General features: G+C 46.6%; 23 protein-coding genes and 1 other annotated feature. Of the genes, 18 read left to right on the top strand and 5 right to left on the bottom strand.

Translation table 11 applies throughout. The features are described from left to right. The first annotated feature begins 58 nt into the window (after window positions 1-58). Window positions 59-320, top strand: a binding site (T-box leader). A 117-nt stretch (window positions 321-437) separates the two neighbouring features. The 10 genes from FD47_RS04890 to mnmA all read left to right on the top strand — a co-directional run bounded on the left by FD47_RS04890 (window position 438) and on the right by mnmA (window position 7,945). Further along, window positions 438-1,577, top strand: coding sequence for an ATP phosphoribosyltransferase regulatory subunit (locus FD47_RS04890; RefSeq protein WP_054733425.1), 1,140 nt, complete (start codon window positions 438-440; stop codon window positions 1,575-1,577). Window positions 1,578-1,581: 4 nt separating this feature from the next. Beyond that, complete coding sequence (gene hisG / locus FD47_RS04885) at window positions 1,582-2,241, top strand: ATP phosphoribosyltransferase (RefSeq protein WP_008210769.1); 660 nt, start codon at window positions 1,582-1,584, stop codon at window positions 2,239-2,241. Continuing rightward, a complete protein-coding gene (gene hisB, locus FD47_RS04880; protein WP_054733429.1) occupies window positions 2,241-2,825 on the top strand; it encodes an imidazoleglycerol-phosphate dehydratase HisB in 585 nt (194 codons plus the stop codon). Before hisG ends, hisB begins: the two co-directional genes overlap by 1 nt. Beyond that, window positions 2,825-3,451 carry an imidazole glycerol phosphate synthase subunit HisH gene (gene hisH / locus FD47_RS04875; RefSeq protein WP_054733432.1) on the top strand — a complete coding sequence of 209 codons (627 nt, stop codon included), beginning with the start codon at window positions 2,825-2,827 and terminating at the stop codon, window positions 3,449-3,451. The genes hisB and hisH overlap by 1 nt, the downstream gene beginning before the upstream one ends. After that, the gene (gene hisA / locus FD47_RS04870; protein ID WP_054733434.1) at window positions 3,429-4,157 is read left to right on the top strand and encodes a 1-(5-phosphoribosyl)-5-[(5-phosphoribosylamino)methylideneamino]imidazole-4-carboxamide isomerase; all 729 of its coding nucleotides are present in this window, start codon (window positions 3,429-3,431) and stop codon (window positions 4,155-4,157) included. The genes hisH and hisA overlap by 23 nt, the downstream gene beginning before the upstream one ends. Next, window positions 4,147-4,905, top strand: coding sequence for an imidazole glycerol phosphate synthase subunit HisF (gene hisF / locus FD47_RS04865; protein WP_054733437.1), 759 nt, complete (start codon window positions 4,147-4,149; stop codon window positions 4,903-4,905). The genes hisA and hisF overlap by 11 nt, the downstream gene beginning before the upstream one ends. Next, window positions 4,875-5,231 (top strand): phosphoribosyl-AMP cyclohydrolase, encoded by a 357-nt coding sequence (gene hisI, locus FD47_RS04860; protein WP_082402592.1) that lies wholly within the window; start codon window positions 4,875-4,877, stop codon window positions 5,229-5,231. The genes hisF and hisI overlap by 31 nt, the downstream gene beginning before the upstream one ends. Beyond that, window positions 5,231-5,560, top strand: coding sequence for a phosphoribosyl-ATP diphosphatase (gene hisE, locus FD47_RS04855; protein ID WP_008210759.1), 330 nt, complete (start codon window positions 5,231-5,233; stop codon window positions 5,558-5,560). The genes hisI and hisE overlap by 1 nt, the downstream gene beginning before the upstream one ends. 73 nt (window positions 5,561-5,633) lie before the next feature. Next, on the top strand, window positions 5,634-6,704 hold the full coding sequence (gene hisC / locus FD47_RS04850) for a histidinol-phosphate transaminase (RefSeq protein ID WP_056980126.1): 1,071 nt from the start codon (window positions 5,634-5,636) through the stop codon (window positions 6,702-6,704). Window positions 6,705-6,820: 116 nt separating this feature from the next. Then, window positions 6,821-7,945, top strand: coding sequence for a tRNA 2-thiouridine(34) synthase MnmA (gene mnmA, locus FD47_RS04845; RefSeq protein ID WP_008210757.1), 1,125 nt, complete (start codon window positions 6,821-6,823; stop codon window positions 7,943-7,945). A 124-nt stretch (window positions 7,946-8,069) separates the two neighbouring features. Here mnmA and FD47_RS04840 read toward each other — a convergent pair whose 3' ends face one another. Further along, window positions 8,070-8,990: an AEC family transporter gene (locus tag FD47_RS04840; protein ID WP_054733440.1), complete on the bottom strand. Its 921-nt coding sequence runs from the start codon at window positions 8,988-8,990 to the stop codon at window positions 8,070-8,072. A gap of 322 nt (window positions 8,991-9,312) precedes the next feature. Between FD47_RS04840 and FD47_RS04835 the strand changes: the two genes are divergently transcribed. The 8 genes from FD47_RS04835 (at window position 9,313) to FD47_RS04800 (ending at window position 18,017) form a co-directional block, all read left to right on the top strand. After that, the gene (locus tag FD47_RS04835; protein WP_040537502.1) at window positions 9,313-9,969 is read left to right on the top strand and encodes a histidine phosphatase family protein; all 657 of its coding nucleotides are present in this window, start codon (window positions 9,313-9,315) and stop codon (window positions 9,967-9,969) included. A gap of 10 nt (window positions 9,970-9,979) precedes the next feature. Then, complete coding sequence (locus FD47_RS04830; protein WP_054733443.1) at window positions 9,980-10,744, top strand: tetratricopeptide repeat protein; 765 nt, start codon at window positions 9,980-9,982, stop codon at window positions 10,742-10,744. A gap of 37 nt (window positions 10,745-10,781) precedes the next feature. After that, window positions 10,782-13,268 (top strand): SF1B family DNA helicase RecD2, encoded by a 2,487-nt coding sequence (gene recD2, locus FD47_RS04825; RefSeq protein WP_056980124.1) that lies wholly within the window; start codon window positions 10,782-10,784, stop codon window positions 13,266-13,268. A gap of 140 nt (window positions 13,269-13,408) precedes the next feature. After that, on the top strand, window positions 13,409-14,368 hold the full coding sequence (locus tag FD47_RS04820) for a ribose-phosphate diphosphokinase (protein ID WP_008210752.1): 960 nt from the start codon (window positions 13,409-13,411) through the stop codon (window positions 14,366-14,368). 33 nt (window positions 14,369-14,401) lie between these two features. Beyond that, window positions 14,402-15,391 carry an aldo/keto reductase gene (locus FD47_RS04815; RefSeq protein ID WP_054733503.1) on the top strand — a complete coding sequence of 330 codons (990 nt, stop codon included), beginning with the start codon at window positions 14,402-14,404 and terminating at the stop codon, window positions 15,389-15,391. Window positions 15,392-15,586: 195 nt separating this feature from the next. Further along, window positions 15,587-16,603, top strand: a complete 1,017-nt coding sequence (gene rbsR / locus FD47_RS04810; RefSeq protein WP_054733446.1) for a ribose utilization transcriptional repressor RbsR — start codon at window positions 15,587-15,589, stop codon at window positions 16,601-16,603. Between the two features lie 87 nt (window positions 16,604-16,690). After that, a complete protein-coding gene (rbsK, locus tag FD47_RS04805) occupies window positions 16,691-17,611 on the top strand; it encodes a ribokinase (RefSeq protein ID WP_054733449.1) in 921 nt (306 codons plus the stop codon). Between the two features lie 187 nt (window positions 17,612-17,798). After that, complete coding sequence (locus FD47_RS04800; protein WP_040537500.1) at window positions 17,799-18,017, top strand: hypothetical protein; 219 nt, start codon at window positions 17,799-17,801, stop codon at window positions 18,015-18,017. Between the two features lie 86 nt (window positions 18,018-18,103). Here FD47_RS04800 and FD47_RS04795 read toward each other — a convergent pair whose 3' ends face one another. The 4 genes from FD47_RS04795 to FD47_RS04780 form a co-directional block, all read right to left on the bottom strand. Beyond that, a complete protein-coding gene (locus FD47_RS04795) occupies window positions 18,104-19,063 on the bottom strand; it encodes an ADP-ribosylglycohydrolase family protein (RefSeq protein WP_054733453.1) in 960 nt (319 codons plus the stop codon). A 67-nt stretch (window positions 19,064-19,130) separates the two neighbouring features. Then, window positions 19,131-20,090, bottom strand: coding sequence for a diacylglycerol/lipid kinase family protein (locus FD47_RS04790; protein WP_054733455.1), 960 nt, complete (start codon window positions 20,088-20,090; stop codon window positions 19,131-19,133). Between the two features lie 142 nt (window positions 20,091-20,232). Further along, on the bottom strand, window positions 20,233-21,918 hold the full coding sequence (gene rnjA, locus FD47_RS04785) for a ribonuclease J1 (RefSeq protein WP_056980122.1): 1,686 nt from the start codon (window positions 21,916-21,918) through the stop codon (window positions 20,233-20,235). Continuing rightward, window positions 21,915-22,136, bottom strand: a complete 222-nt coding sequence (locus FD47_RS04780) for a DNA-directed RNA polymerase subunit epsilon (RefSeq protein WP_008210739.1) — start codon at window positions 22,134-22,136, stop codon at window positions 21,915-21,917. The genes rnjA and FD47_RS04780 overlap by 4 nt, the downstream gene beginning before the upstream one ends. Window positions 22,137-22,272 lie beyond the last annotated feature (136 nt).

Genomic DNA, 22,272 nt, shown 5'->3' with positions numbered 1-22,272 from the left:
AGTGTTGCACTTGATTTGACAATTGAGGGATTTCTTATAAATTAAAGATTATTAATAAAATAAAGTTTTGATTAGAAGAAGTAGCCGGTTTTAAATGTAAAGAGAGCTCCGCGGCTGAGAAGGAGTCGTTTGGATCGGTGAACACACATCTATGAACTAACCGATTGAACCAAGTAGATCGATTCGCAAGTTTAGCGTTATCAGGGTTACCACAGCTGTTATTGGCCAAGTGTCGATGACTAGCTGCTGGCAACGTAAGGCACACTATCGTGAGGTAGTGGCAAATTGGGGTGGAACCGCGATTAAAATTCGTCCTCGAAGACTGAAATTCAGTTTTCGAGGACGTTTTTTATTTCAGAAAATCCTGATCTTAACGCAAATGATCAACGCTTTATCAATGAGCAAAATTTATCATAATAATCCAAGGAAGTGGCAAAATGAAAAACAAAAATTTACCTAACGGCACCCGCGATGAATTTGGCACCCAGGCTGAAGTCAAGGAACAGATTCAAATGAAGCTGCTGAAAATCTTTAAGGAACGTGGCTTTCGTAAATTGACCACCCCGGTTGTTGAATACTCCGACGTATTTGAACCTTTGAGTACCGACAACTATCGGCCGTACCAGTTTTTGGACGAGCAGGGTGAAACCCTAGTCCTGCGTCCCGACCTGACACTCCCGGTTGCCCGTGTCATGAGCACCACCGGCGTCGATCTGCCGGTTAAATGGTATTACAGCGGCGACGTATTTCGGGTGAAGAAACGCTTGTCTGGCAGCTATAACCAGACGACCCAAGCCGGAATTGAGATTATTGGGTACAAGGGCATCAAGGCTGACTGGGAGTGTTTGGCAGTGGCGTTAGCCGGTTGTCGGGCAATGAATTTAAATGACGTGACGGTTGAAATCAGTCAGGCGAAATTCGTCGATACGGTGGTTCGACAGTTGAACTTACCGGAGCCAACCGGTAACAGTCTTAAACAAGCGTTGTTCGCCAAGGATTTAAGCCGTTACGAGAGCCTCTGGTCACCCCTAAAAGAAACGGAATTTGCGCCGTTCCTAGCTGAATGGCCGTGGCTGTTTGGTGATTTCGACAAGGTGATTTCGGTGGTTCAGACGCTGCCAAAGACGTCGGAACTCAAAAAAATCATTGATGATTTGATTGCCACCAAACAATTTATTAATCAACAGTTTCCAGATGATCAGGTGACTTTGGATCTGAGTGTCCGGTCGCCGCAAAGTTACTATACCGGCATGGCATTTCGGGGATTTACCGGTAAGTCGGCCGATTATTTGTTCAGCGGCGGGCGCTACGATAACCTCCTGACGAATTTTCAGAAAGTTAAGGCGTCCGCTGTCGGCCTGGCGTTTGACGTTGACGCGTTGGTTGAACGCACCCCACTGCCGCCTGAACCGAAGCAAACGTTGATCTACTTCGATGACCAGCAGTGGCAGCTTGCCGAACAGAAGCTCGCAGAGGTACCGAACGCAACGTTGTGTTTGGCAGAGACAAAGCAAGCCGCTAAGCAGCTCGCAGACAGTAACGATAGTGACTTGATCGATTTAACAGAAAGCAGGTAAGCTCATGGAACCCATTAAAATTGCCCTAACCAAGGGGCGGACAGAACAGCAGGTTCTTCCGCTACTGGAAGCCAGCGGAATTGATTGCTCAGGCCTTCGGAATAAGGGGCGCAAGCTCATCTTTAATGATGATCCCCGGTATGAATTTATTTTGGTGAAGGGCCCGGATGTGTTGACGTATCTGAACAATGGCTCCGTTCAGGTGGGCATTGTTGGCAGCGACATTTTGGATGAACAGGGAAATTCTCAGTACGCCATGCTGAATCTGAGTGTCGGTCAGTGTCGGTTTGTTCTGGCGTCGACCGCTGATTTTAACCCCCAGCAACAGCGGCGAAAGATCATCGCTACCAAGTATCCAAACATCACCAAACGTTATTTTGAAGGCATTGGTGAGGATGTGGAGATTATTAAAATTGAGGGATCGGTTGAATTATCGCCACTGATTGGTTTGGCTGACGCGATCGTCGACATTGTTGAGACCGGCAACACATTACGGGAAAACAACCTGCGGGTTTATGCCAAATTACAGCCGGTTAACACGAAGCTGGTCGTCAACCGGTTAGCCCTGCGGCAATACCAGCCCCAAATTAAGACGTTAATCGATCATTTACAAACGGCCGATCAAGCAGCCGTTGAGAAAAAATTAGTTAAGGAGCGATCATGATGCGAACAGCAACGATTAAACGAAATACGGAAGAAACGCAAATTGAACTGACACTGAACCTCGATGATTATTCAACAATTGATGTCGATACTGGAATTGGATTCTTTAACCACATGCTGACGGCGTTTGCCAAGCATGGCCGGTTTGGGTTGATTGTCAAAGCCAAGGGGGATTTGGAAGTCGATCCGCATCACACAACCGAGGATGTTGGCATTGCTTTAGGGCTTGCATTAAAGCAGGCGCTTGGCAATAAGGCGGGGATTGAACGGTTTGGATCAGCTTTAATCCCGCTGGACGAAACCTTAAGCCGAGTTGTGATTGACTTATCCGGCAGGTCATACTTAGTGTTTGACGCTGAATTTGCCAATGATCACCTTGGCGGCTACGACACTGAAGTCACGGAAGACTTCTTTCAGGCCTTTGCCTTTAATGCAGAAATGAACTTGCACGCCGCCGTGCTTTATGGGCGTAACACCCACCACAAAATTGAAACGCTGTTTAAGGCGCTGGGCCGGGCCTTACGAGCTGCGGTCACGCTCAATCCTGAGATTAAGGGGATTCCATCAACTAAGGGGGTTATCTGATGATTATTGTCATTGATTATGATACCGGTAATACCAGAAATTTGAAGAAGGCATTGGACTTCTTGGGCGTTGAAAATCGCCTGAGCGCGGATCGAGACGAAATCCTGGCCGCCGACGGGGTGATTCTTCCCGGCGTTGGGGCTTTTAAAAAAGCAATGGATGCCTTGGAAGACCGTAATTTAGTCGACGTGCTGCGTGAGGTTGCCAAGCAGGGAACGCCAATGCTGGGGATTTGCTTGGGGATGCAGCTGCTATTTGATCGGAGTTTAGAGTTTGGTGATACAAAGGGCCTGTCGCTTATTTCCGGCGAGGTGGTTGCCATTCCAAGTGATCTGGGCGTGAAGGTTCCTCACATGGGCTGGGATCAAAACAACCTCAAGCAGGCCGATCCGATTGCTGAGGTATTTGACAAACAATATAGTTACTTCGTGCACTCATTTTACGTGAAAACCGCTCCCGAACGGATTTTAGCCAGTGTTGATTACGGCGTTGAAATCCCGAGTATCGTCCGGCAAGAAAACGTGATCGGCATGCAGTTTCATCCCGAAAAGAGCGGTGACGTCGGTCTTGCCGGGCTTACAAAATTTAAGGAGATGGTATCGAATGCAGATTATTCCCGCAATTGATCTTAAAAGTCAGGAAAGTGTTCGTCTGTACCAGGGCGATTTCAATAAAACCACGATTATCAGTGAATCACCCGTTAAGCAGGCGTTAGCCATTGAAAAGGCCGGGTTGACCAATCTGCATTTGGTTGATTTGGACGGGGCTAAATCCGGTCGGCCAGTTAACCGGGCAGTGATTCAGGATATCTGTCAGCAAACCAGCCTGTCAGTTGAAGTCGGCGGCGGGATTCGCTCCCTCTCCCAAATCAATTCCTACTTAACTTCCGGCGTTTCCCGGGTGATTCTGGGATCGGCCGCGTTAAACGATCCCGACCTGGTTCAGGAAGCCATCAAGCAGTTCGGCGCTGACCAAATTGTTGTCGGCATTGACGGCAAGGACGGCATGGTCGCCGTTGCCGGCTGGCTGGAACAGAGCGCCGTTAAAATGGCGGACCTAATGGCATCCATGGTCGCATTTGGCGTGAACACCTTTATCGCCACCGATATTTCTCGTGACGGGACGATGACCGGCCCCAACGTCGACCAGCTAAGCGACCTGCAGACGAGTTTTCCCCAGACAACGGTGATTGCTTCTGGTGGCATTCGCAACGTTGCGGATTTGTCACGGCTGGCAGAGGCCGGGATTAAAGCTGCCATTGTTGGCCGTGCCATGGCAACCGGCGATCTACCGATTGAAACCCTCGCGGAGGTGAACCAAAATGTTAGCTAAACGGATTATTCCGTGCTTGGATGTGGATCACGGCCGGGTCAAGAAGGGCGTTAATTTTGTGAATTTAAAGGATGTTGGCGATCCCACCGATATTGCGGCCGCCTATCAAAAGCAGGGCGCCGACGAACTGGTTTTCCTTGACATTACCGCGACAAACGAAAAACGAAAGGCAATTGTCAATACGATTGAGAAGGTTGCCAGTCAGGTGTTTATGCCCCTGACGGTTGGCGGTGGGATTCATAGCGTTGCTGATATGATGGCCCTGCTTAAAGCGGGGGCTGATAAAACCGCGGTTAACTCTGCGGCGGTGCAGAATCCGGATTTAATTTCGGAAGGCGCTGAAAAATTTGGCAGTCAATGTGTCGTTCTGGCAATCGATGCCAAATTTAACCCACAAACTCAGTCGTATCAGGTATATGTAAACGGTGGTCGAACGCCAACCAATTTGGACGCCATTGAATGGGCCAAGACTGGCGTTGCCAAAGGCGCTGGCGAGCTCTTAGTTACCAGCATGGACAAGGACGGTACCAAGAGTGGTTATGATATCGAATTGTATAAGCGATTGACCGCGGCCGTTTCGGTGCCGGTAATTGCGTCCGGCGGGGTCGGCAAGGTCACTGATTTTCCAGAAGTTTTTCAGCAAGCCGACGTTGACGGGGCCCTGGCCGCCTCAGTCTTTCACTTTGGTGAACTGACAATTAGCGATGTGAAGAAAGAATTGAAAAAAGATGGGGTGATCGTACGTTAACACCTGATTTTACAAAGTATCCCGATCGATTAGTTCCAACGATCGTCGTGGATAATAATACCAACGCCGTTTTGATGATGGCCTACGTCAATGAAGAAAGTTATCAGCGGAGCCTGAAAACCCGCCAAACCTGGTTTTGGTCCCGTAGTCGGCAAGAATTGTGGCACAAGGGCGCCACTAGCGGCAACACCCAACAGATTGTCTCGATTGACATTGATTGCGATGAGGATACCCTGCTAATGCGGGTGATTCCCGCTGGGCCAGCTTGTCACACCGGGCACACGAGTTGTTTTTACCGGACAGTATTAGAGGAGGAAAAAGCGTAATGGCAGAAGAACAGAATTTATCCGAACTATATGATTTGATTGAGCAACGAAAGGCAAATCCTGAAAAGGGATCCTATACCGATTACCTGTTTACCCGTGGACTGGATAAAATTTTGAAGAAAGTTGGCGAGGAAGCCACCGAAGTGGTGGTTGCCGCGAAGAATGATTCAGATCCCGACTTCATCTTGGAAGTTGCTGATCTGGCCTACCACGTGGAAGTTTTAATGGCGGAGCGCGGCATTACCCCCAAGCAAATTCGCGAAGAATTAGCCAGCCGCGAAGGTCGCCAAAGCAAAATTCATGACCGCCAAGAAATTAAAAAGTGGTAACCATTAACTAACTTATATTAATGAAGGAAACACCATATAATTGAAGCAATTTAATTCTTATTGGAGGTCACTCATGGTAAAAGAAACCGTTACGCACTTGGATCCCTACGTCCCGGAACAGACGTTAGCTGATATGAAAAAGCAGTATGGTTTGGCATCTTTAGTCCGGCTTTCGGCAAACGAAAACGCTTTTGGGACATCCCCGGAAGTTGCCAAAGCACTTGAGAAGTGGCACTTTGCTGACGCGAACCTTTATCCGGATAGCAATGTCGAAACGTTAAGGCGAAATATTGCTACCCGGTTCAACATTGATGAAACTAATTTGCTATTTGGCAACGGGTTGGATGAAGTGATTGAATTACTTTGTCGGGTTATTTTGGAACCGGGAGATGAAGTGATCGACCCGGCACTAACCTTTTCGGAGTACCAGTTACATTCCCAAATTGAAGGGGCCAAAATTCGGCCGGTTGATTTAGACGCGGCCGGGACAATCAATTTGGCAGCCATTAAGAAGGAAATTACCAATAAGACGAAAATGATCTGGATTTGCAATCCCAATAATCCAACCGGGACGTTCATTCCCGCGGCCGCCGTTCAGTCATTCATGACGGACGTTTCCGAAACGGTTACCGTCATTGTTGATGAGGCCTACATTGACTTCGTTGATGATAAACAGGCAAGCATGATCGAACTAACCAAACAGTTTGCCAACTTGGTGGTTTTGCGGACCTTTTCTAAAGCCTATGGGCTGGCGAATTTTCGGGTTGGTTACGCTGTTTGCGGTGAGCCGTTAATGGGCTATCTGCAGGCTGCCCGGCTCCCATACAATTTGAGCACCTTTGCTGAAATTGCCGCCACTGCCGCGTTCAATGATCAGGAGTTTGTTAAGCGGGTGGTTGCAACGGTCAGCGCCGAGCGGGTGAAATGGCAGCATTTTTTAACCAAACAAAAGCTACCGTTTTACGAATCAGCCGCCAACTTCGTTTTCTTTAAGGCGGGGGATGCTGATGGCTTACACGCTTATCTGTTGAAAAATGGCTATCTGCTGCGCAACGGGTTGAAGCCCGGTTGGCTGCGGGTGTCAATTGGAAAACCGGGCGACAACCAGGCGGTCCAGAAATTGATTGCCGCTTACTTTAATTAAGTTTTTCCAGGCCATCAGTGGTATTTAGCGATTGAATGCGTTAATATATAGTTTACTGGAAATTACGACCTTCACTCGTGGATTCTCCAGAATCTAATTGAAATGATGGTGGTTTTATGCAAGACAACAGTCAAACTCGGGTTGTTGTTGGAATGAGTGGCGGCGTCGACTCTTCGGTTGTCGCCTATCTGCTCAAACAACAGGGCTACGATGTGATTGGCGTTTTCATGAAAAATTGGGATGATACCGATGAGAACGGCGTCTGTACGGCAACTGAAGACTATAAAGATGTTGCCAAAGTCGCCAATAAAATCGGCATTCCGTACTACTCAGTTAACTTTGAAAAGGAATATTGGGATCGGGTTTTCACGTATTTCTTGGATGAGTACAAAAAGGGCCGAACGCCGGATCCGGATGTCATTTGTAATAAGGAGATCAAATTCAAAGCGTTCTTAGATTATGCTTTGGAATTGGGAGCGGATTACATTGCAACCGGCCATTACGCTCAGCTGACCCGTGATGAGGATGGTCATAACCATCTATTGCGTGCCGTTGATGGCAACAAAGATCAAACCTACTTTTTGAGCCAGTTATCAGCTGATCAGATTGATCGGGTGATGTTTCCAATCGGCAACCTGGTAAAGCCCGAGGTTCGGGAAATCGCCAGAAAAGCTGGTTTGGCAACCGCTGACAAGAAGGATTCGGTTGGAATCTGTTTCATTGGTGAGAAGAACTTCAAGAACTTCCTCGGTCATTATTTGCCGGCAACTCCTGGCAAAATGATGACTGTCGACGGCGAGGTTAAGGGCACCCACGATGGCTTAATGTATTATACAATCGGTCAGCGGCGGGGGCTTGGAATTGGTGGCGACGGGGTTGATAATCAGCCCTGGTTCGTTGTCGGCAAGGATTTGAAGAAGAATATCCTGTACGTTGGTAAGGGATACCATAACGAGTTACTCTACGCTGATTATTTGGAAGCTTCAGATATCCACTGGGTTAACAATCTTGATCGTGGTCAGGACTTTCACTGCACGGCTAAATTCCGTTATCGTCAGAAGGATACCGGCGTCACCGTTCATTTGAGTGCTGATGGCAAGTCCGTCCGGGTTGATTTTGATGCTCCGGTTCGCGCGATCACGCCAGGTCAGGCAGTCGTCTTTTACGATGGCGACGAGTGCTTGGGGTCGGCAATCATTGACGCTGCTTACAAGAACTCAAAGATTTTGCAGTACGTTTAGCATTCAATAATCGATTTTGGACAAAAAGACACGTGCCCGGGCAAGTTGCTCGCAGCACGTGTTTTTGAGTTGATCATCATTAATGGTAAATTGATTTCAGACCAGAAGTGCATGAATGGTCTTATTAGCTGACCAAGAACATGAAAATTGGCATTGTGATAAACGCACAAATTGTTGTCCAAAATTGAATGGACGCAATTTCCGACTCGTTAATTTTGAATTGGATGGCTAGGGATGTTGGCAGGGTCGCCGTCGGAATTGACAAGGTTAACACGACAATATTGATAATGTTGGCTGGGGCGTGAAATAGCAGCATGACCAACCAGACGATGCATGGAAAGGCAATTGTCTTGGCAAAAACGCTCAGGCCAATCGGGACGTTCATCGTAATTCTTCTGGTGAACAGCACAATCCCGATTGAAAACAGGCCAAGCCCGCCGGCAACCTTGCCGAGCACCATGAACGTATTTTCAAGCTCTGCGGGCATCTGCCATCCGGCCAACGCAATGATGAAGCCGGCCAGGGCGCTGATGACCAACGGCTTCTTAAAGGTATCAATGAGTCGGGATCGCAGGGAGGTAATTTCGCCTTCCTGAGCAAGCGCGGCATACACAGCCGGCAAAATGAGAATGTTAATGCTAATTGTGCTGAGGCCAATCGTAATGGCGCTGACCTGGTTACCGAATAACAGCGGCAAGATGGCCGAGCCAATGAAGGGAACCGACGGATTGGCAACCGACATGGCCCGCAGCGCAGCAAGGTCAAGCGGAATTCGAAAGCCAAAATGGTAGGCGATTAGGAGAACCAGGTAACAGACAAGCATGCTGCCAAGCAACCAACCAGCCAAGGGGATGTCGGCAATGATGATGGTTCGTGGCGTTGACCAAATCCCAGCGAATACGCTAAATGGCAAAGCGTAATCCATTACTAATTTAACGAATACCTGACTATCGTGATCCGTAAAGTCGTTTCGGTAGGCGGCAAAGTAGCCGAGGCCAACCGTGACAAGAATTGGAATAAGTGCGAATAGTAGTGTTTGTAACATCACAATATCCTCCTAATACAATTTTTAGAATCGGGATTCTCAATTAAATGAGAAGTTGATTAGAAAACGAGTTAGCTTTAGGTTACCACGCAATCAGTGGAAATGGAAGAAGATATTACATGCGAGTGAAATTATGACATTTGAGCCGGCCCCATGAGTTGAATTTGAGTTCATTTTGAATTGGGATCGGCGAAATTGTGTTGCGATAAATGCGGGATTTCCGTTGGTGAAATCAAGGCTTCTTTCAGCTCGAATTCCTTTGAAATTCGGGCTAATTCCTGTCATAATGTGTAAGTGATAGACACAATGGGAGGAAGAACTTTTGACACGAATATTCTTTGTGCGGCATGGCAAAACCGAGTGGAATTTAGAGAGCCGTTATCAGGGAGCTGGTGGCGATTCGCCGCTGCTTTCTGAAAGCTACAATGAAATGGCCCTTCTTTCAAAGCATTTTGAGACGGTTACGTTTAGTCACGTCTATGCCAGCCCGATCAAACGGGCGCGGATTACCGCTGAAAGAATTGACCGTAAACTAAAGGGCCACCCAAAGATTTCATTGTTTTCACGACTTGAGGAATTTCATCTTGGGAAGATGGAAGGCATGAAATTTGATGATGTTAAACACCAATACCCCGACCAATTTGAAAATTTTCGCAATCATCCAGATCGTTACGATCCCACCGCAATTGGTGGGGAAAGTTATCTTGACGTCATTAAGCGAATGACCCCCGCCATTGACGTGATTGTTCGCAACAACCCCGAAGATAACGTGATGGTGGTCAGCCATGGGGCAGCCCTAAATGCTGAGATTAACTATTTATTGGGCGCTAAGCTTGCGGACCTTCGAAAACGTGGTGGGCTAGCAAATACCAGTACCACAATTCTGGATAGTCAGGATGGCGGCCGGGCATTTTCACTGGTGAAGTGGAATGATACCAGCTATTTAAACAAACAATTAGATGAAACTGATTTGGTGTAGGTGATTAAATATGGCAGAGAAGCGTTCAGAAAAAATTAAACGATTGCAGAAGCAAAATCAGGAAAATCAACGTAAGTATACTAAGAAGCGGGAAGCCGAAGAAAAAAAGGCCAACCAGCTCATTCACGGCCTGGTTCAAAAAATCGATGCGGAACCGAAAAATTACCATCATTATTATGACCTGGCAACCCTGCTGGTCGAGGGTAAGGATTATGAGCAGGCTGAGGAACTGTTGATGAAGGCACTCGGCATTTTTGATGCGGCCGATAAGGTTGTTAAAGACACCCTAAAATTTGGGTTGGGAAACGTCTATTATGCTGCCGAAGAATACGATAAGGCCATTAAGACGTTTCAACAGATTGATGACGAGAAGCTCCAAGCCGAAGCTTACATTATGTTGGCGCAAAGTTACATGGCCAAGGGAGACAACAAGCGGGCGATGGTGTTTGCCCTTTCGGCTCAAAGTACCCACCGAAAGGATCCAACCGTCAATCAAATGATTGGGGATAATTTACTTGCCCTTGGTAATTTTTCCCAAGCAGCCGATTTTTATGATCAAGTCTTAAAAACCGAGCCCCAGAATGGCAAGGCTAATTTTAACCGCGGCTTGGTGGCGATGGTGAACGGCGAGCCGTTTGATGACTATTTCAAAAAAGCCAAGCAGTTTGACCCGGCATTCTATCAAAAGGGTCAGCAAAAATTGCAGGATATCGAAAAATTTGTTCAGATCAACCGCAAGAAGAAGGGACCTGATGATCAGTCAGATCACTCGTAACCGTTGATTTGACTTGGTTAACATTGTGACAAGGAGAATGGTTGTGGACCAATCGATGGGATTATTTGAACCCCCAGAAAATACAAATCAGAAGACATACGTTGATGGCCGGCTTAAGGCAATTTTCTTTTCGAGTCATGATAGCTTTTATAAGGTGCTGCTGGTAGAAATTACCGATACGAATCTAAACTGGCCGGAAAGTGAAATTGTCGTGACCGGCGATTTTGGCGACGTTGTTGAAGAAAATAGCTATCATTTTGTTGGCAAAGTGATCGATCACCCGCGTTATGGTAAGCAATTTCAAGCCAGTAACTATACTTCCCTGATTGCAACGACCAAGGAGGGGGTTGTTAAATACCTCTCCGGGGATGGTTTTCCGGGAATCGGCAAGCGAACCGCTGAACGGGTCGTTCGCATTCTGGGTGAAGACGCCATTCAAAAGATCAATGAGGATGGTCGGGTTCTTGATTCTGTGCCGATTACGCAAAAACAGCGCGACGCAATTCTAGATAATTTGAGCGTGGATGACAGTCTTGAACGGGTCATCGTGGGGCTAAATTCATACGGTTTTTCTAGTCGGATTGCTTCCGACATTTATCAAAAGTACCACGAAGATTCGCTCAAGATTATTGCTGAGAACCCATACCAGCTGGTTGAGGATATTCGCGGGATCAGTTTTAAACGTGCGGATGCGATTGCGCTGAAGCTTGGAATCACTGCCGATTCCACTGAGCGAATGCGGGCTGGATTGCTCTACGCGATTCAGGAACTTTGCTTCGAAAATGGTGACACTTACACCACGACTGGTGAATTGATCAACACGGCCACCCAGTTATTGGAGAGTAATACCCAAAATCGGGTGACCGGCCAACAACTGGGCCAGGCGCTTGTTGAGTTGGCCAAGGATCATAAGGTGGTTGGGGAAGAAAATCGGATTTATCTCAGTTATGTCTATAACGCAGAAAACCAGATTGCCGATCATTTGAACCGGATTATTAAAAATAAGGATGACGATACCGGATTTTCGGACGAGGCAATCAAGAAGCAGATTGCCATGGTTGAAGCCAAATTCGATATTAACTATGATGACTCCCAAGTTGAAGCCATCATTCACGCGATTCAATCACCGGCATTTATTCTAACTGGCGGTCCGGGAACCGGGAAAACGACCATCATTAACGGGATCGTGAACACTTACGCCCGCCTTCACGAATATTCATTGGATGTTAATGAGTATAAAGACAAGCCGTTTCCAATCGTCATGGCGGCGCCAACCGGTCGGGCAGCCAAGCACATGGCCGACGCCACTGGGCTTCCAGCCAGCACGATTCACCGGCTGTTGGGCCTTAACGGTACCGAATCCAGTGATTTTACGTCACCAAAGGATATTGAGGGCAGCTTGCTGATCATTGATGAAATGTCAATGGTCGATACCTTCCTATTCCGATTATTAATTCGGGCAATTCCGAACCACATGCAGGTTGTTTTCGTCGGTGACCAAGACCAGCTGCCTTCGGTTGGACCGGGACAGGTCTTTCACGATCTGCTGGTATCCAAGCAGTTACCGGCGATGCACCTGAATAATATTTATCGCCAGGAAAAGGGCTCGTCGATTGTCCAATTAGCTCACGATATTCATCAGGGAAAGTTGTCTGATAACTTTGATCAGAACCAATCCGATCGCTCATTTATTGCCTGCAACGAAAATCAATTGCCTTCCGTGATCCAACAGATTGCCAAAAAGGCCCGGGCCAAAGACTTTGGGTTGATGGACGTTCAGGTTCTGGCCCCGATGTACCGGGGAACGGCCGGGATTAACCACTTAAACGACGTCTTGCAGGATGTGTGGCAGCCAAAACAAACTGGCCAGTCGGTGACGATTCGCGAGCATACCTATCGGATTCATGATAAGGTTCTTCAGTTGGTCAATAATCCTGAACAGAACGTTTTTAATGGTGATTTGGGGCTTATCGTGGCCATGGAAGCGCCTAAAGGTGAGAAGACGCCAACTAAGATTACGATTGATTTTGATGAGAATGAAGTGACTTACGAGCGCAACGAATGGAGCCAGTTTACCCTGGCATACTGCACGTCGATTCATAAGGCTCAGGGGAGTGAATTCCCGATGGTCATTTTACCGATTGTTCGTCAATATTCGCGAATGCTGCAGCGTAACTTGCTGTACACCGCCGTTACCCGGGCAAGTGATTTTTTAATTATGCTGGGTGAGAAGCAGGCCTTTGAGCAGTGTGTTCGCAGCGTGTCGGTTAACCGTAAAACCAGTTTGGTTGAACGCCTGGTTGCCGCAATTGGTGAGAAGCCGGCAGCCCTGACAAACGCTGGTGACGAGCCGACCGCGAGTGCAGGTGATGGTTCTGATCAGCAAGATCCCGTGTCAGCTAACGATCAGCAACCGGATCTGCCGGATCATTTAACCCAACAGATCATCGAGGAACAACGGATTGATCCGATGATTGGAATGGGGGACGTTACCCCCTATTCGTTTAATCAATCGGCCTCCTGATTGTTGGGCCGACGACACCGGTTATCCGGTACTCCTGTAGTGGCAAGCTGCGATCGCAAACAATTTTTACGTTGAAAGATTGTCGGAACGGTATGAAATTATGTTAATATTTAATTAAACAAGAATCCTTGGAGGGTATTATGGCTGAATTGAAATCACATCCGCAGCTCAAACTTTTTTCCTTAAACTCAAATCGCCCCCTTGCTGAAGCAATCAGCAAGGCTGTTGGCGTTCCGCTTAGTGACGCAACGGTTGACAAGTTTAGTGATGATGAAATTAAGATCAGTGTTAATGAAAGTATTCGCGGCGATGAAGTTTACGTTATTCAGTCGGTCTCGGATCCGGTCAACTCAAATTTAATGGAGCTTTTAATCATGGTTGACGCGCTTCGACGGGCAAGTGCAAAGTCGATTAACGTCGTGATTCCTTACTATGGTTATTCCAGAGCAGATCGCAAGGCCCGTTCACGGGAACCAATCACCGCCAAGCTGGTCGCTTCATTCCTTGAAATGGACGGGGTTGATCGGGTTGTGACCCTCGATCTGCATGCCGATCAAATCCAGGGATTCTTTGATATTCCTGTTGATCATTTGAAGGCGAACTCACTGTTGGCGCATTACTTTGCCGACCAACATGACGGTGATAACACCGTGGTGGTCTCGCCGGATCATACGGGGGTTTCCCGGGCAAGAAAGTTCGCTGAACTGCTGGACGCGCCGATTGCGATTATTGACAATCGCTCGCCTGAAGACGCCACCACGGTTCCTGAATCCGTTATTGGAAACGTTCGCGGCAAGCGGGCAATAATTGTGGATGATATGATTGATACGGCCTTTAAGCTAACCATTGCCGCTGAAACACTGAAAAAAGCTGGGGCAACCGAGGTCTATGCAATTGCCACCCACGCTGTCTTTTCAGGAAATGCCCAGCAGCGATTACAAGACTCACCAATTGCAAAGGTGATTGTCACCGATTCGATTAACATTGCCAAGGCCGATCAATTCGAAAAACTTGAGGTGGTCTCAGTTGGCAATTTGTTTGGGGAAGCCATTCGTTTGATCCATAATCAACATTCAGTCGGCAGACTGTTTGGAAGATAAAATTTTTAATTGAAGGTGGACTGATTTATGTATATGTACAAGGCAAATGAAGGACGTTATGATCATGCGGTTGTTAGACGCGCAGGAAATTCCGGACTTCAAGTTCCGGCTTTGTCATTTGGTTTATGGCACAGCTTTGGGGATGACGCAAACTACGGGGATAGTGAGAAGGTCATCTTAAAAGCGTTTGATTCGGGCATTTTTAGCTTTGATCTGGCTTATAATTATGGTCCGGGTTCAGGCGCCGCTGAGCGCATGTTTGGGGATGTTTACCGGGCTAATTTGAAACCTTATCGCAACGAATTGGTCATTACGACAAAAGCCGGTTACAATATGTGGCCGGGACCTTACGGGAATTTTTCATCCAAAAAAACGTTGGTAAACGCCTTGGATGGCAGCTTAAAGCGGATGGGTCTGGATTACGTTGATATCTACTATAGTCACCGCTTCGATCCTAAGACCAGCCTTGAAGAGACCGCTACCGCGCTGGACGGCATCGTTCGTTCCGGTAAGGCCCTCTACATTGGCATTTCGAATTATAACGCTGCCCAAACTAAGGAAATCAGTCAGTACTTTAAAGAATTACACACGCCGTTCGTTGTCAATCAGGCGTCGTATAACATGTTAAATCGCGTCGTTGAGGATGACGGGCTATTGCAGACCTTAAAGAGTGAAAATAAGGCATTGATCGCGTATGGACCACTTGCCGAAGGGTTGTTGACCGATAAATACTTAGGCGGGATGAGTGATGACGTTAAAATCCATTGGAGTAACGAATTTGTGATCAAGCACGGCCGCGAAGAATTAGTTAAGAAGCTAAACCAGTTGAACGACCTGGCAAAGAATCGCGGGCAGAGTCTGGCTCAAATGTCTTTGGCTTGGCTGCTCCATGATCCAACGGTCGCCAGTGTCGTTACCGGAGCCTCTAAGATTAATCATTTGGAAGATAATCTCAAGGCGTTGGCCAACACTGATTTCAGCGGCGACGAATTAGATCAAATTGACAAGATTGTCAAGGAATAATCGGGCTCCTGAAGCCGTCTTGAATCATTAAAATGTGTTTGGTGCAATGAGCTGTCTGTGAGGATGGCTCATTTTTTTGTGGCTATTTGAATGGCGGCCAAGCTAATTGACGATCCCTTGGATTTAGATTTTTTAAACGATATTCGCATGCTATAATTAGAGATATATTACTAATCGTCTTGAATGGAGAGTGCTATGACAAAGAAAGTTACGATCACTGACTTGGCTAAGCGAGCAAAAGTGTCGGTTACCACCGTTTCCCAAATCTTAAACGGCAAGGATGATCGCTTTAGTGATAAAACGGTTAAGCGGGTCCACGAGTTGCAGCAGGAAATGGGCTACGTTCCGGATTTTAATGCTCAGAGCTTGATTCGCCGGAGTGGCCGAACAATTGGCGTTCTTGTGCCGAACATTAATAACCCGTTTTTTAGCCATTTCTTACGGGGGATCGAATCGGTTGCCATGGATAATGGCTACATTCCCCTTATTTTTGGTTCTAACAATAATCAAAAGCTTGAGAGTTACTATCTATTCGAATCAATTCGCCGGGCCGCAGACGGCATGATAATCGCTTCTGCGATCTCTGATGTCAGCTATATTGATAATATTTTGAATCAAAACGGGATTCCGTACCTTCTGACGGATCAGGCACCGGTTGTTGCGGGCGATACGATTGATGCCAATAATTACCAGGGTGGCCAGTTACTTGCAGCTTACTTGATAAAAAAGGGTCACCAACGGGTTGCCGTTGTGACCGACCGTCAACCAACCCTAAATCTCAAGCAGCGATTGGCCGGCTTTTTGGATACCTTTAAGCAGCATGGATTCCCAATCAGCGCCGCGCATGTTATTGAAACTGAATTAACCAAACTCGGTGGCTATCACGCAACCGAGCAGGCGCTGGCCGACAAACCGACGGCTATTTTTGCCCTGAATGACGAAATTGCCATTGGCCTTTACCGGGGGATTCACGAAGCGGGCCTTGGGATACCAAAAGACGTTTCAATTGTCGGGTATGATGATATCGATTTGACCGAATACATTGTCCCTAATTTGACGACGGTTCATCAGCCTTCGTTTGAGATGGGGACAACTGCTGCCAAGTTGATTTTAGCGCGGATTCAGGATAAGGATCGGGCAATCCAAAATGTGTCATTGCCAATTAATCTGGTTGAACGGGAAAGTGTTCGCGATTTAAACTTTCGGAATTAATGTTTGTAAAACCCTTTCAAATTTGGTATTCTCTTTAGTGAAAGGTTTTACCTAATTCTAAATTATACGAAATACGAGGAAGCGGACATGACAAATAAAGTAGTGGTTCTTGGTAGTTTAAACGTTGATATGACACTTCATATTACCCAAATGCCCAAGCCTGGCGAAACGATTCCGGCAATCAGTAAGACCAATTCCGCAGGTGGTAAGGGTGCCAATCAGGCAGTTGCGGCTGCCCGGTCACATGCCCAAACCAGTTTTATTGGTCAGGTTGGCAATGATAATGCCGGCAAGTTCATGGTGAACGCCTTAAAGGCCGATCAGATTGACACGGACCACATTTCCGTTGATCAACAGGAAGGAACCGGTTCGGCGGTGATTCTTCTTGATGAAGCCGGTCAGAACAGCATCATGGTCTATGGCGGCGCAAATCAGTCGATGCGCCCAGCAATTATCTCAGACAGTGAGGCGCTGATTGCCCGGGCCGACATCTTGATTTCTCAGTTTGAAACGCCTCAGGGAGTGACTTATGAAGCATTCAAGGTTGCAAAGGCTCACGGGGTAATGACCATTTTGAATCCAGCTCCGGCAACCCAAATTATGAATGACCTCTTAGAAGTCACCGATCTGATTGTTCCTAACGAAACTGAAAGCGCGACTTTAACCGGCATTGAAGTGACCGATCTCGTTTCAATGAATCAAAATGCTGATAAATTCACCGCGCTGGGGATTCAGAATCTGATTATTACCGTTGGGGATCGGGGAGCTTACTTCCACACCCCAGCGCAAAGTGGCTTCGTGCCCGCCTTTAAAGTGCAGGCTAAGGATACGACCGCTGCCGGCGATACTTTTATTGGGGCATTTAGCGCCCAAATTAAAAAGGATTTTTCCAACATTGAAGCGGCCCTCACTTATGCTCAACAGGCGTCATCAATCACCGTTCAACGATTGGGTGCGCTACCATCAATTCCGACAACTGAAGAGATTCAAGCTCGCTATAATAAATAGTTATTATCATTATTAGATAGATTCTGGTGGGCAAATTGTTTTTCTCAAAAGTGTTGCTTTACTAAAGTTTATCTGCTAACATTACCTGACGTTAGCGGAAAGCAATCTTAAGATCTTAACATTTTCTTTGGAAAGTGTTAAAGTCATTGATAATCAATCTATCTTCAGTTCAAAGGAGTTTATAGCTATGAGCAATAAGTTAGAAATTCTTAAGGAATATCAAGAAGCAGCATCTAAATTAGATCAACTCAAATCCAAAGAAGCAGCTGTTTGTCGTTCACAACAGAATGCCGGTGACGGTACCGTTGTGATCAAGCCGCAATTTGGTAACGAAATGAATCAACTCAATGAGAAGTGTGTCCAATTGAATATGATTCTCGAAGCAATGGATGTGGCTGAAGATTAGTGATCAACAGTTTATCATTCAAAAAACAGCTTCCAGTCCTGATATCGGTCAATGACCCGTCAGAATTGGAAGCTGTTTTATTGATTTTAAAAGTAATTTGAAATGAGTGCGGACGAGACGGCCACTCGAATTTGATCACGGCCCTTTAAATCGCGTAGCCAGCTAACTGGAAAGGTCACTGGGGCGTAGAGCAGCGAAGCGAGCATCGATGTAATGGACCCGATTGTGTCCGCGTCCGAGCCGAAGTTGACGGCCCGCTTAACGGCAACGAAATACTGTTCCGAATTCATTAAGCACCAAAAACTGGTGTTTAACGTGTCCACAACGTAAGGGGAAGCCTGGATGTTCGCACTGGGTTGACGTAAAAACGAGGCGTCCCCTAATTGCTTAAAATACGGCGTCTGAGCCGCGAAGGCATCCTTTCCCTTATAGTAGTCCAAAGCCTCGTTAACGGCCCTTAGCATGGCATATTTGTTAGGATTCTGAATAATCCTGATAATGATGTTGGTTAAAATACCGGATGCGACTAAACTTCTGGGATGGCGATGCGTCGTTTCGGTATATTCATGAATCGTTTGAGCGACTTCATCGTTAAATTGGTAGTTCTGATGATCAGTTAAAATGAAGAAGGCCAGGGGCATCATTCGCATTAAAGCGCCATTTCCGTTATCCATTTCACCAATTCCACCACACTTTTCCGGAGGAATCCCCTTATCGAAACGGCTAATTGCTTCTGCGGTTGTTTTCCCAACCCCGAAGGATTTGCCAAATGGCGTGTATTCCCCAAAGTGATACCACTGTGAGTAACGGGTCATTAGATCGTGGAGATTAAATCCCATCGCCAGGCTTAATAGCGATGCAATCGAGAGCGACGTGTCATCAGACCATGTCCCCTGGGGCAGGTTAAAGGCCGCTGAAGGTTTCATTGTATCAACAGGAATTTCAAGCAGATTTTCCCGCTTTTCAAATTGAATTGGCAATCCAAGCGCGTCTTCAAGGGCAACGGCAGTTAAGGACTGGAATAGTAAGTAGCTTGTAGAATACATGAGATTTACCTCGATCTTGTGATTTCTCCGGTGGCGTGGCGGCACGGTTGCGAAGCGTGACGGATTTTTAGGATCGGCCGACTAGAAATGGGTAGGTCTGCGTCTGATAAGTGACCATGTAGGATTTAACGCCCAGTTCTTCACCATCGATTTGGCCATAACGCATACTCGTTGTTTTGAGTGAGAAGTTGGTTTCTGAATAGTGATGAACAAAATTAAGAACCAAATGCCTCTTTAAGATTAACATAAAAGTGAATAAAAATATCTGCCTTTTGTTAGGTTTGTCAACGATCACTAAATCCAGGTGATCGCTGAGAACCGAAGCATTCGGGGCAATGTTGATGCCACCGCCAAAATAAGGATGATTGGTGGTGGTCACAAGAAACGCCCTCGGGAAATTTTCTACGGCGCCATTTTGATGAGTTAGGGTGAGTGGAAATCCCCGGACCGTTCGCAGGGCCTGAATCACTGATGCCAGATACGACAAACGATTCAGACCTTTAATTCGTTTTAAGAACGAATGATTAGCAAGATGAACAACCGCCGCGTCTAATCCAATGCCGAAATTATTCAAAAAATACCCGTCTGAATCGCTGTCGTGACTGATAAATCGGCCAATGTGAATGTTGGTGGCAGAGCGACTGGTTAAAATCGTTTCCAAAGCGGTCTCCCAACGAAGGGGGATGTGCGCGCCGCGGGCAAAGTCGTTCCCGGATCCAATTGGAAGTAGCCCAATTGGTACCCGGGATTGGTTATTTGAATTTTCATTGTAAAAACGCATGCAGCCGAGAAGGGTTTCGTGGAGGGTGCCATCGCCGCCGACCGCGATGATCGCGGCATCAGGATGGTTTGTTTCTGTGATTTGACCCAGAATCCTCATGGTTAAGGCTACCGCATGGCCATCATATTCTGTAAAGAATACGCGGAAAGCAGTGTGGTGATTGGTCAAAAAATTGCGAATTTTCGGCCATAGTTTTTGGCCATTATTGCTGCCGGCAGTTGGATTGACAATCAAAAAGTACTCCATCGAAGAAGATCCCTCCATTCCGTTGATTTATGTGGCGATTATATGTAAATAAAGAAGCTTGAAAATCGAATAGTTGAAGAATCCGATTCCCAAGCTTCTTTTCAGGGCTGTTGGAGAACAACCCCGTGGTGTTTAAGACCAATTAATGATTGTTGTTCATAATGAGCATTGGCAGAATCATTGGGTGACGTTCCGTCTTGTCATACAAAAACTCCTGTAAATCATCGATCACCGCATTCCGGATGGATGACTCAGTTGCTTTCTTTCCATGCATGGCTTTTCGGATGGTTTTGAAGACGCGGCGCCGGCCTTCATCCAATAATTCTCCGGATTCACGCATATAAACGAAGCCGCGTGATAAAATATCCGGGCCGGATTGGATTTCTTGACCGTGAAGGTTGATAGTGGCTACGACAACAACAATTCCCTCTTCGGAAAGTAACTGGCGATCGCGAAGAACAATGCTGCCGATGTCACCAATTCCGCTGCCGTCGATGTAAACATCACCAGCCTGGAAATGACCAGCCATTCTGGCATTATCTTTTGAAAGGGCTAAAACATCACCATTTTGCATGATAAAGCTATGATCAAGCGGGACACCGCATTGTTCAGCAAGTTCGGTATGAATCTTCAACATCCGGTACTCACCATGGATTGGCATAAAGAACTTTGGCTTCATCAACCGAAGCATTAGTTTTTGTTCTTCCTGGCCACCATGACCAGAAGTATGAATGTTGTTAACCTTACCATGAATAACGTTAGCGCCAGCTTCTTCAAGCTTGTTGATGACGTCATTGACACTTGTGGTGTTCCCCGGAATTGGGTTACTTGAGAAAATAACCGTATCCCCCGGTTGAATGGAAATTTGCCGGTGGGTACCATTCGCAATTCGCGATAGGGCGGCCATTGGCTCGCCTTGGGAACCCGTACACAGAATCATGGTTTTATTTGCTGGAAGTGACTGCAGCTGGTTGGCGTCGACGAACGCGTCATCTGGAATGTCCAAATAACCAAGTTCGCGGCCGTTGACAATCGCAGCGTCCATACTACGACCAAAGACAGCGATCTTTCGGCCGCGAGCAAGGGCATTATCACAAGCGGTTTTGATTCGGGAAATGTTTGACGCGAAAGTGGCAAATATAATTCGGTCATGAACCTGGTCAAAAATGTGGGAGATCGAATTGCCAACCCATTTTTCTGATTTTGTCCAAACCGGTTTTTCCGCGTTGGTACTATCCGACATCAGGCAAAGAACGCCTTCTTCACCGAGACGGGCCATTTCTTGAAGATCCGGCGGCTGGTTAGTCACTGGTGTGAGGTCAAACTTATAATCACCAGTTTCAACAATGACGCCCACCGGCGTGTGAACGGCAATCCCCAGCGTGTCAGGAATCGAGTGGGTCGTTCTGAAAAACGACACCTTGGTTTTACGGAACTTTAAGATGCTTTTTTCGTTAATAACGTGCAGCTCAACTGAATTGAGAAGGCCGTGTTCTTCCAACTTATTCTTGATCAGGGCCATTGCTAACGGTCCCGCATAAATCGGCACGTTCAGAACTTTCATCAGGTATGGAACACCGCCAATATGGTCTTCATGACCATGGGTGATGACCAGTGCTTTGATTTTGTCCTTGTTATCAACGAGGTATTTGTAATCGGGAATGACATAGTCAACACCTAATAGGTCATCCTCGGGGAACTTAATCCCAGCATCAATTAAAATAATTTCGTCTTGGAATTGGACACCATAAGTGTTTTTTCCAATTTCGCCAAGGCCACCGACGCCATAGATAGCAGCTTCGTTATTTTTGACGTTCAGTTTTTTCATTGTTTGTTAAACTCCGTTAATTTGAAATCCGGACTGCTTTGTTCGTATTTCAAGTGATCACCCTGAAGCGGTTCAACGAATTCGATTGCGTAATCAGTATTATCCTGAACTAATCCGCGGGCTTCGACCTCTGTATCGGCCTCAACATACAGAGCGAGGGTGGTTTCCCGACGTGGCGTTTGTTTTTGGTCGGGTTGATATAGAACCTTAAAAATCATAAAAAAACTCCTTTATTCCTGTACTTTTTTTGAAACGATTAGGTTTCTTTCCGAGCAAGTGGTTGTGAAAACACAACTAATGCAGTTATTTTACCATAATCAGAAGAATAAGTATATAAACTTGAAACTAAACCAG

Source organism: Lentilactobacillus parafarraginis DSM 18390 = JCM 14109, from assembly GCF_001435895.1.
Taxonomy (GTDB): Bacteria; Bacillota; Bacilli; order Lactobacillales; family Lactobacillaceae; genus Lentilactobacillus; species Lentilactobacillus parafarraginis.
The sequence above is the reverse complement of the archived record's forward strand: the minus strand, read 5'-3'. Positions and strand labels throughout refer to the sequence as shown.

Coding starts and splice junctions, on each gene's coding strand:
- FD47_RS04795 (WP_054733453.1), bottom strand. CDS start 19,063: ATGTATTCTACAAGCTACTTACTATTCCAGTCCTTAACTGCCGTTGCC.
- FD47_RS04790 (WP_054733455.1), bottom strand. CDS start 20,090: ATGGAGTACTTTTTGATTGTCAATCCAACTGCCGGCAGCAATAATGGC.
- rnjA (WP_056980122.1), bottom strand. CDS start 21,918: ATGAAAAAACTGAACGTCAAAAATAACGAAGCTGCTATCTATGGCGTC.
- hisF (WP_054733437.1), top strand. CDS start 4,147: ATGTTAGCTAAACGGATTATTCCGTGCTTGGATGTGGATCACGGCCGG.
- FD47_RS04890 (WP_054733425.1), top strand. CDS start 438: ATGAAAAACAAAAATTTACCTAACGGCACCCGCGATGAATTTGGCACC.
- recD2 (WP_056980124.1), top strand. CDS start 10,782: ATGGTTGTGGACCAATCGATGGGATTATTTGAACCCCCAGAAAATACA.
- hisC (WP_056980126.1), top strand. CDS start 5,634: ATGGTAAAAGAAACCGTTACGCACTTGGATCCCTACGTCCCGGAACAG.
- hisB (WP_054733429.1), top strand. CDS start 2,241: ATGCGAACAGCAACGATTAAACGAAATACGGAAGAAACGCAAATTGAA.
- hisE (WP_008210759.1), top strand. CDS start 5,231: ATGGCAGAAGAACAGAATTTATCCGAACTATATGATTTGATTGAGCAA.
- rbsR (WP_054733446.1), top strand. CDS start 15,587: ATGACAAAGAAAGTTACGATCACTGACTTGGCTAAGCGAGCAAAAGTG.
- hisA (WP_054733434.1), top strand. CDS start 3,429: ATGCAGATTATTCCCGCAATTGATCTTAAAAGTCAGGAAAGTGTTCGT.
- FD47_RS04800 (WP_040537500.1), top strand. CDS start 17,799: ATGAGCAATAAGTTAGAAATTCTTAAGGAATATCAAGAAGCAGCATCT.
- hisH (WP_054733432.1), top strand. CDS start 2,825: ATGATTATTGTCATTGATTATGATACCGGTAATACCAGAAATTTGAAG.
- mnmA (WP_008210757.1), top strand. CDS start 6,821: ATGCAAGACAACAGTCAAACTCGGGTTGTTGTTGGAATGAGTGGCGGC.
- hisG (WP_008210769.1), top strand. CDS start 1,582: ATGGAACCCATTAAAATTGCCCTAACCAAGGGGCGGACAGAACAGCAG.
- FD47_RS04830 (WP_054733443.1), top strand. CDS start 9,980: ATGGCAGAGAAGCGTTCAGAAAAAATTAAACGATTGCAGAAGCAAAAT.
- rbsK (WP_054733449.1), top strand. CDS start 16,691: ATGACAAATAAAGTAGTGGTTCTTGGTAGTTTAAACGTTGATATGACA.
- FD47_RS04820 (WP_008210752.1), top strand. CDS start 13,409: ATGGCTGAATTGAAATCACATCCGCAGCTCAAACTTTTTTCCTTAAAC.
- FD47_RS04780 (WP_008210739.1), bottom strand. CDS start 22,136: ATGATTTTTAAGGTTCTATATCAACCCGACCAAAAACAAACGCCACGT.
- FD47_RS04840 (WP_054733440.1), bottom strand. CDS start 8,990: ATGTTACAAACACTACTATTCGCACTTATTCCAATTCTTGTCACGGTT.
- FD47_RS04815 (WP_054733503.1), top strand. CDS start 14,402: ATGTACAAGGCAAATGAAGGACGTTATGATCATGCGGTTGTTAGACGC.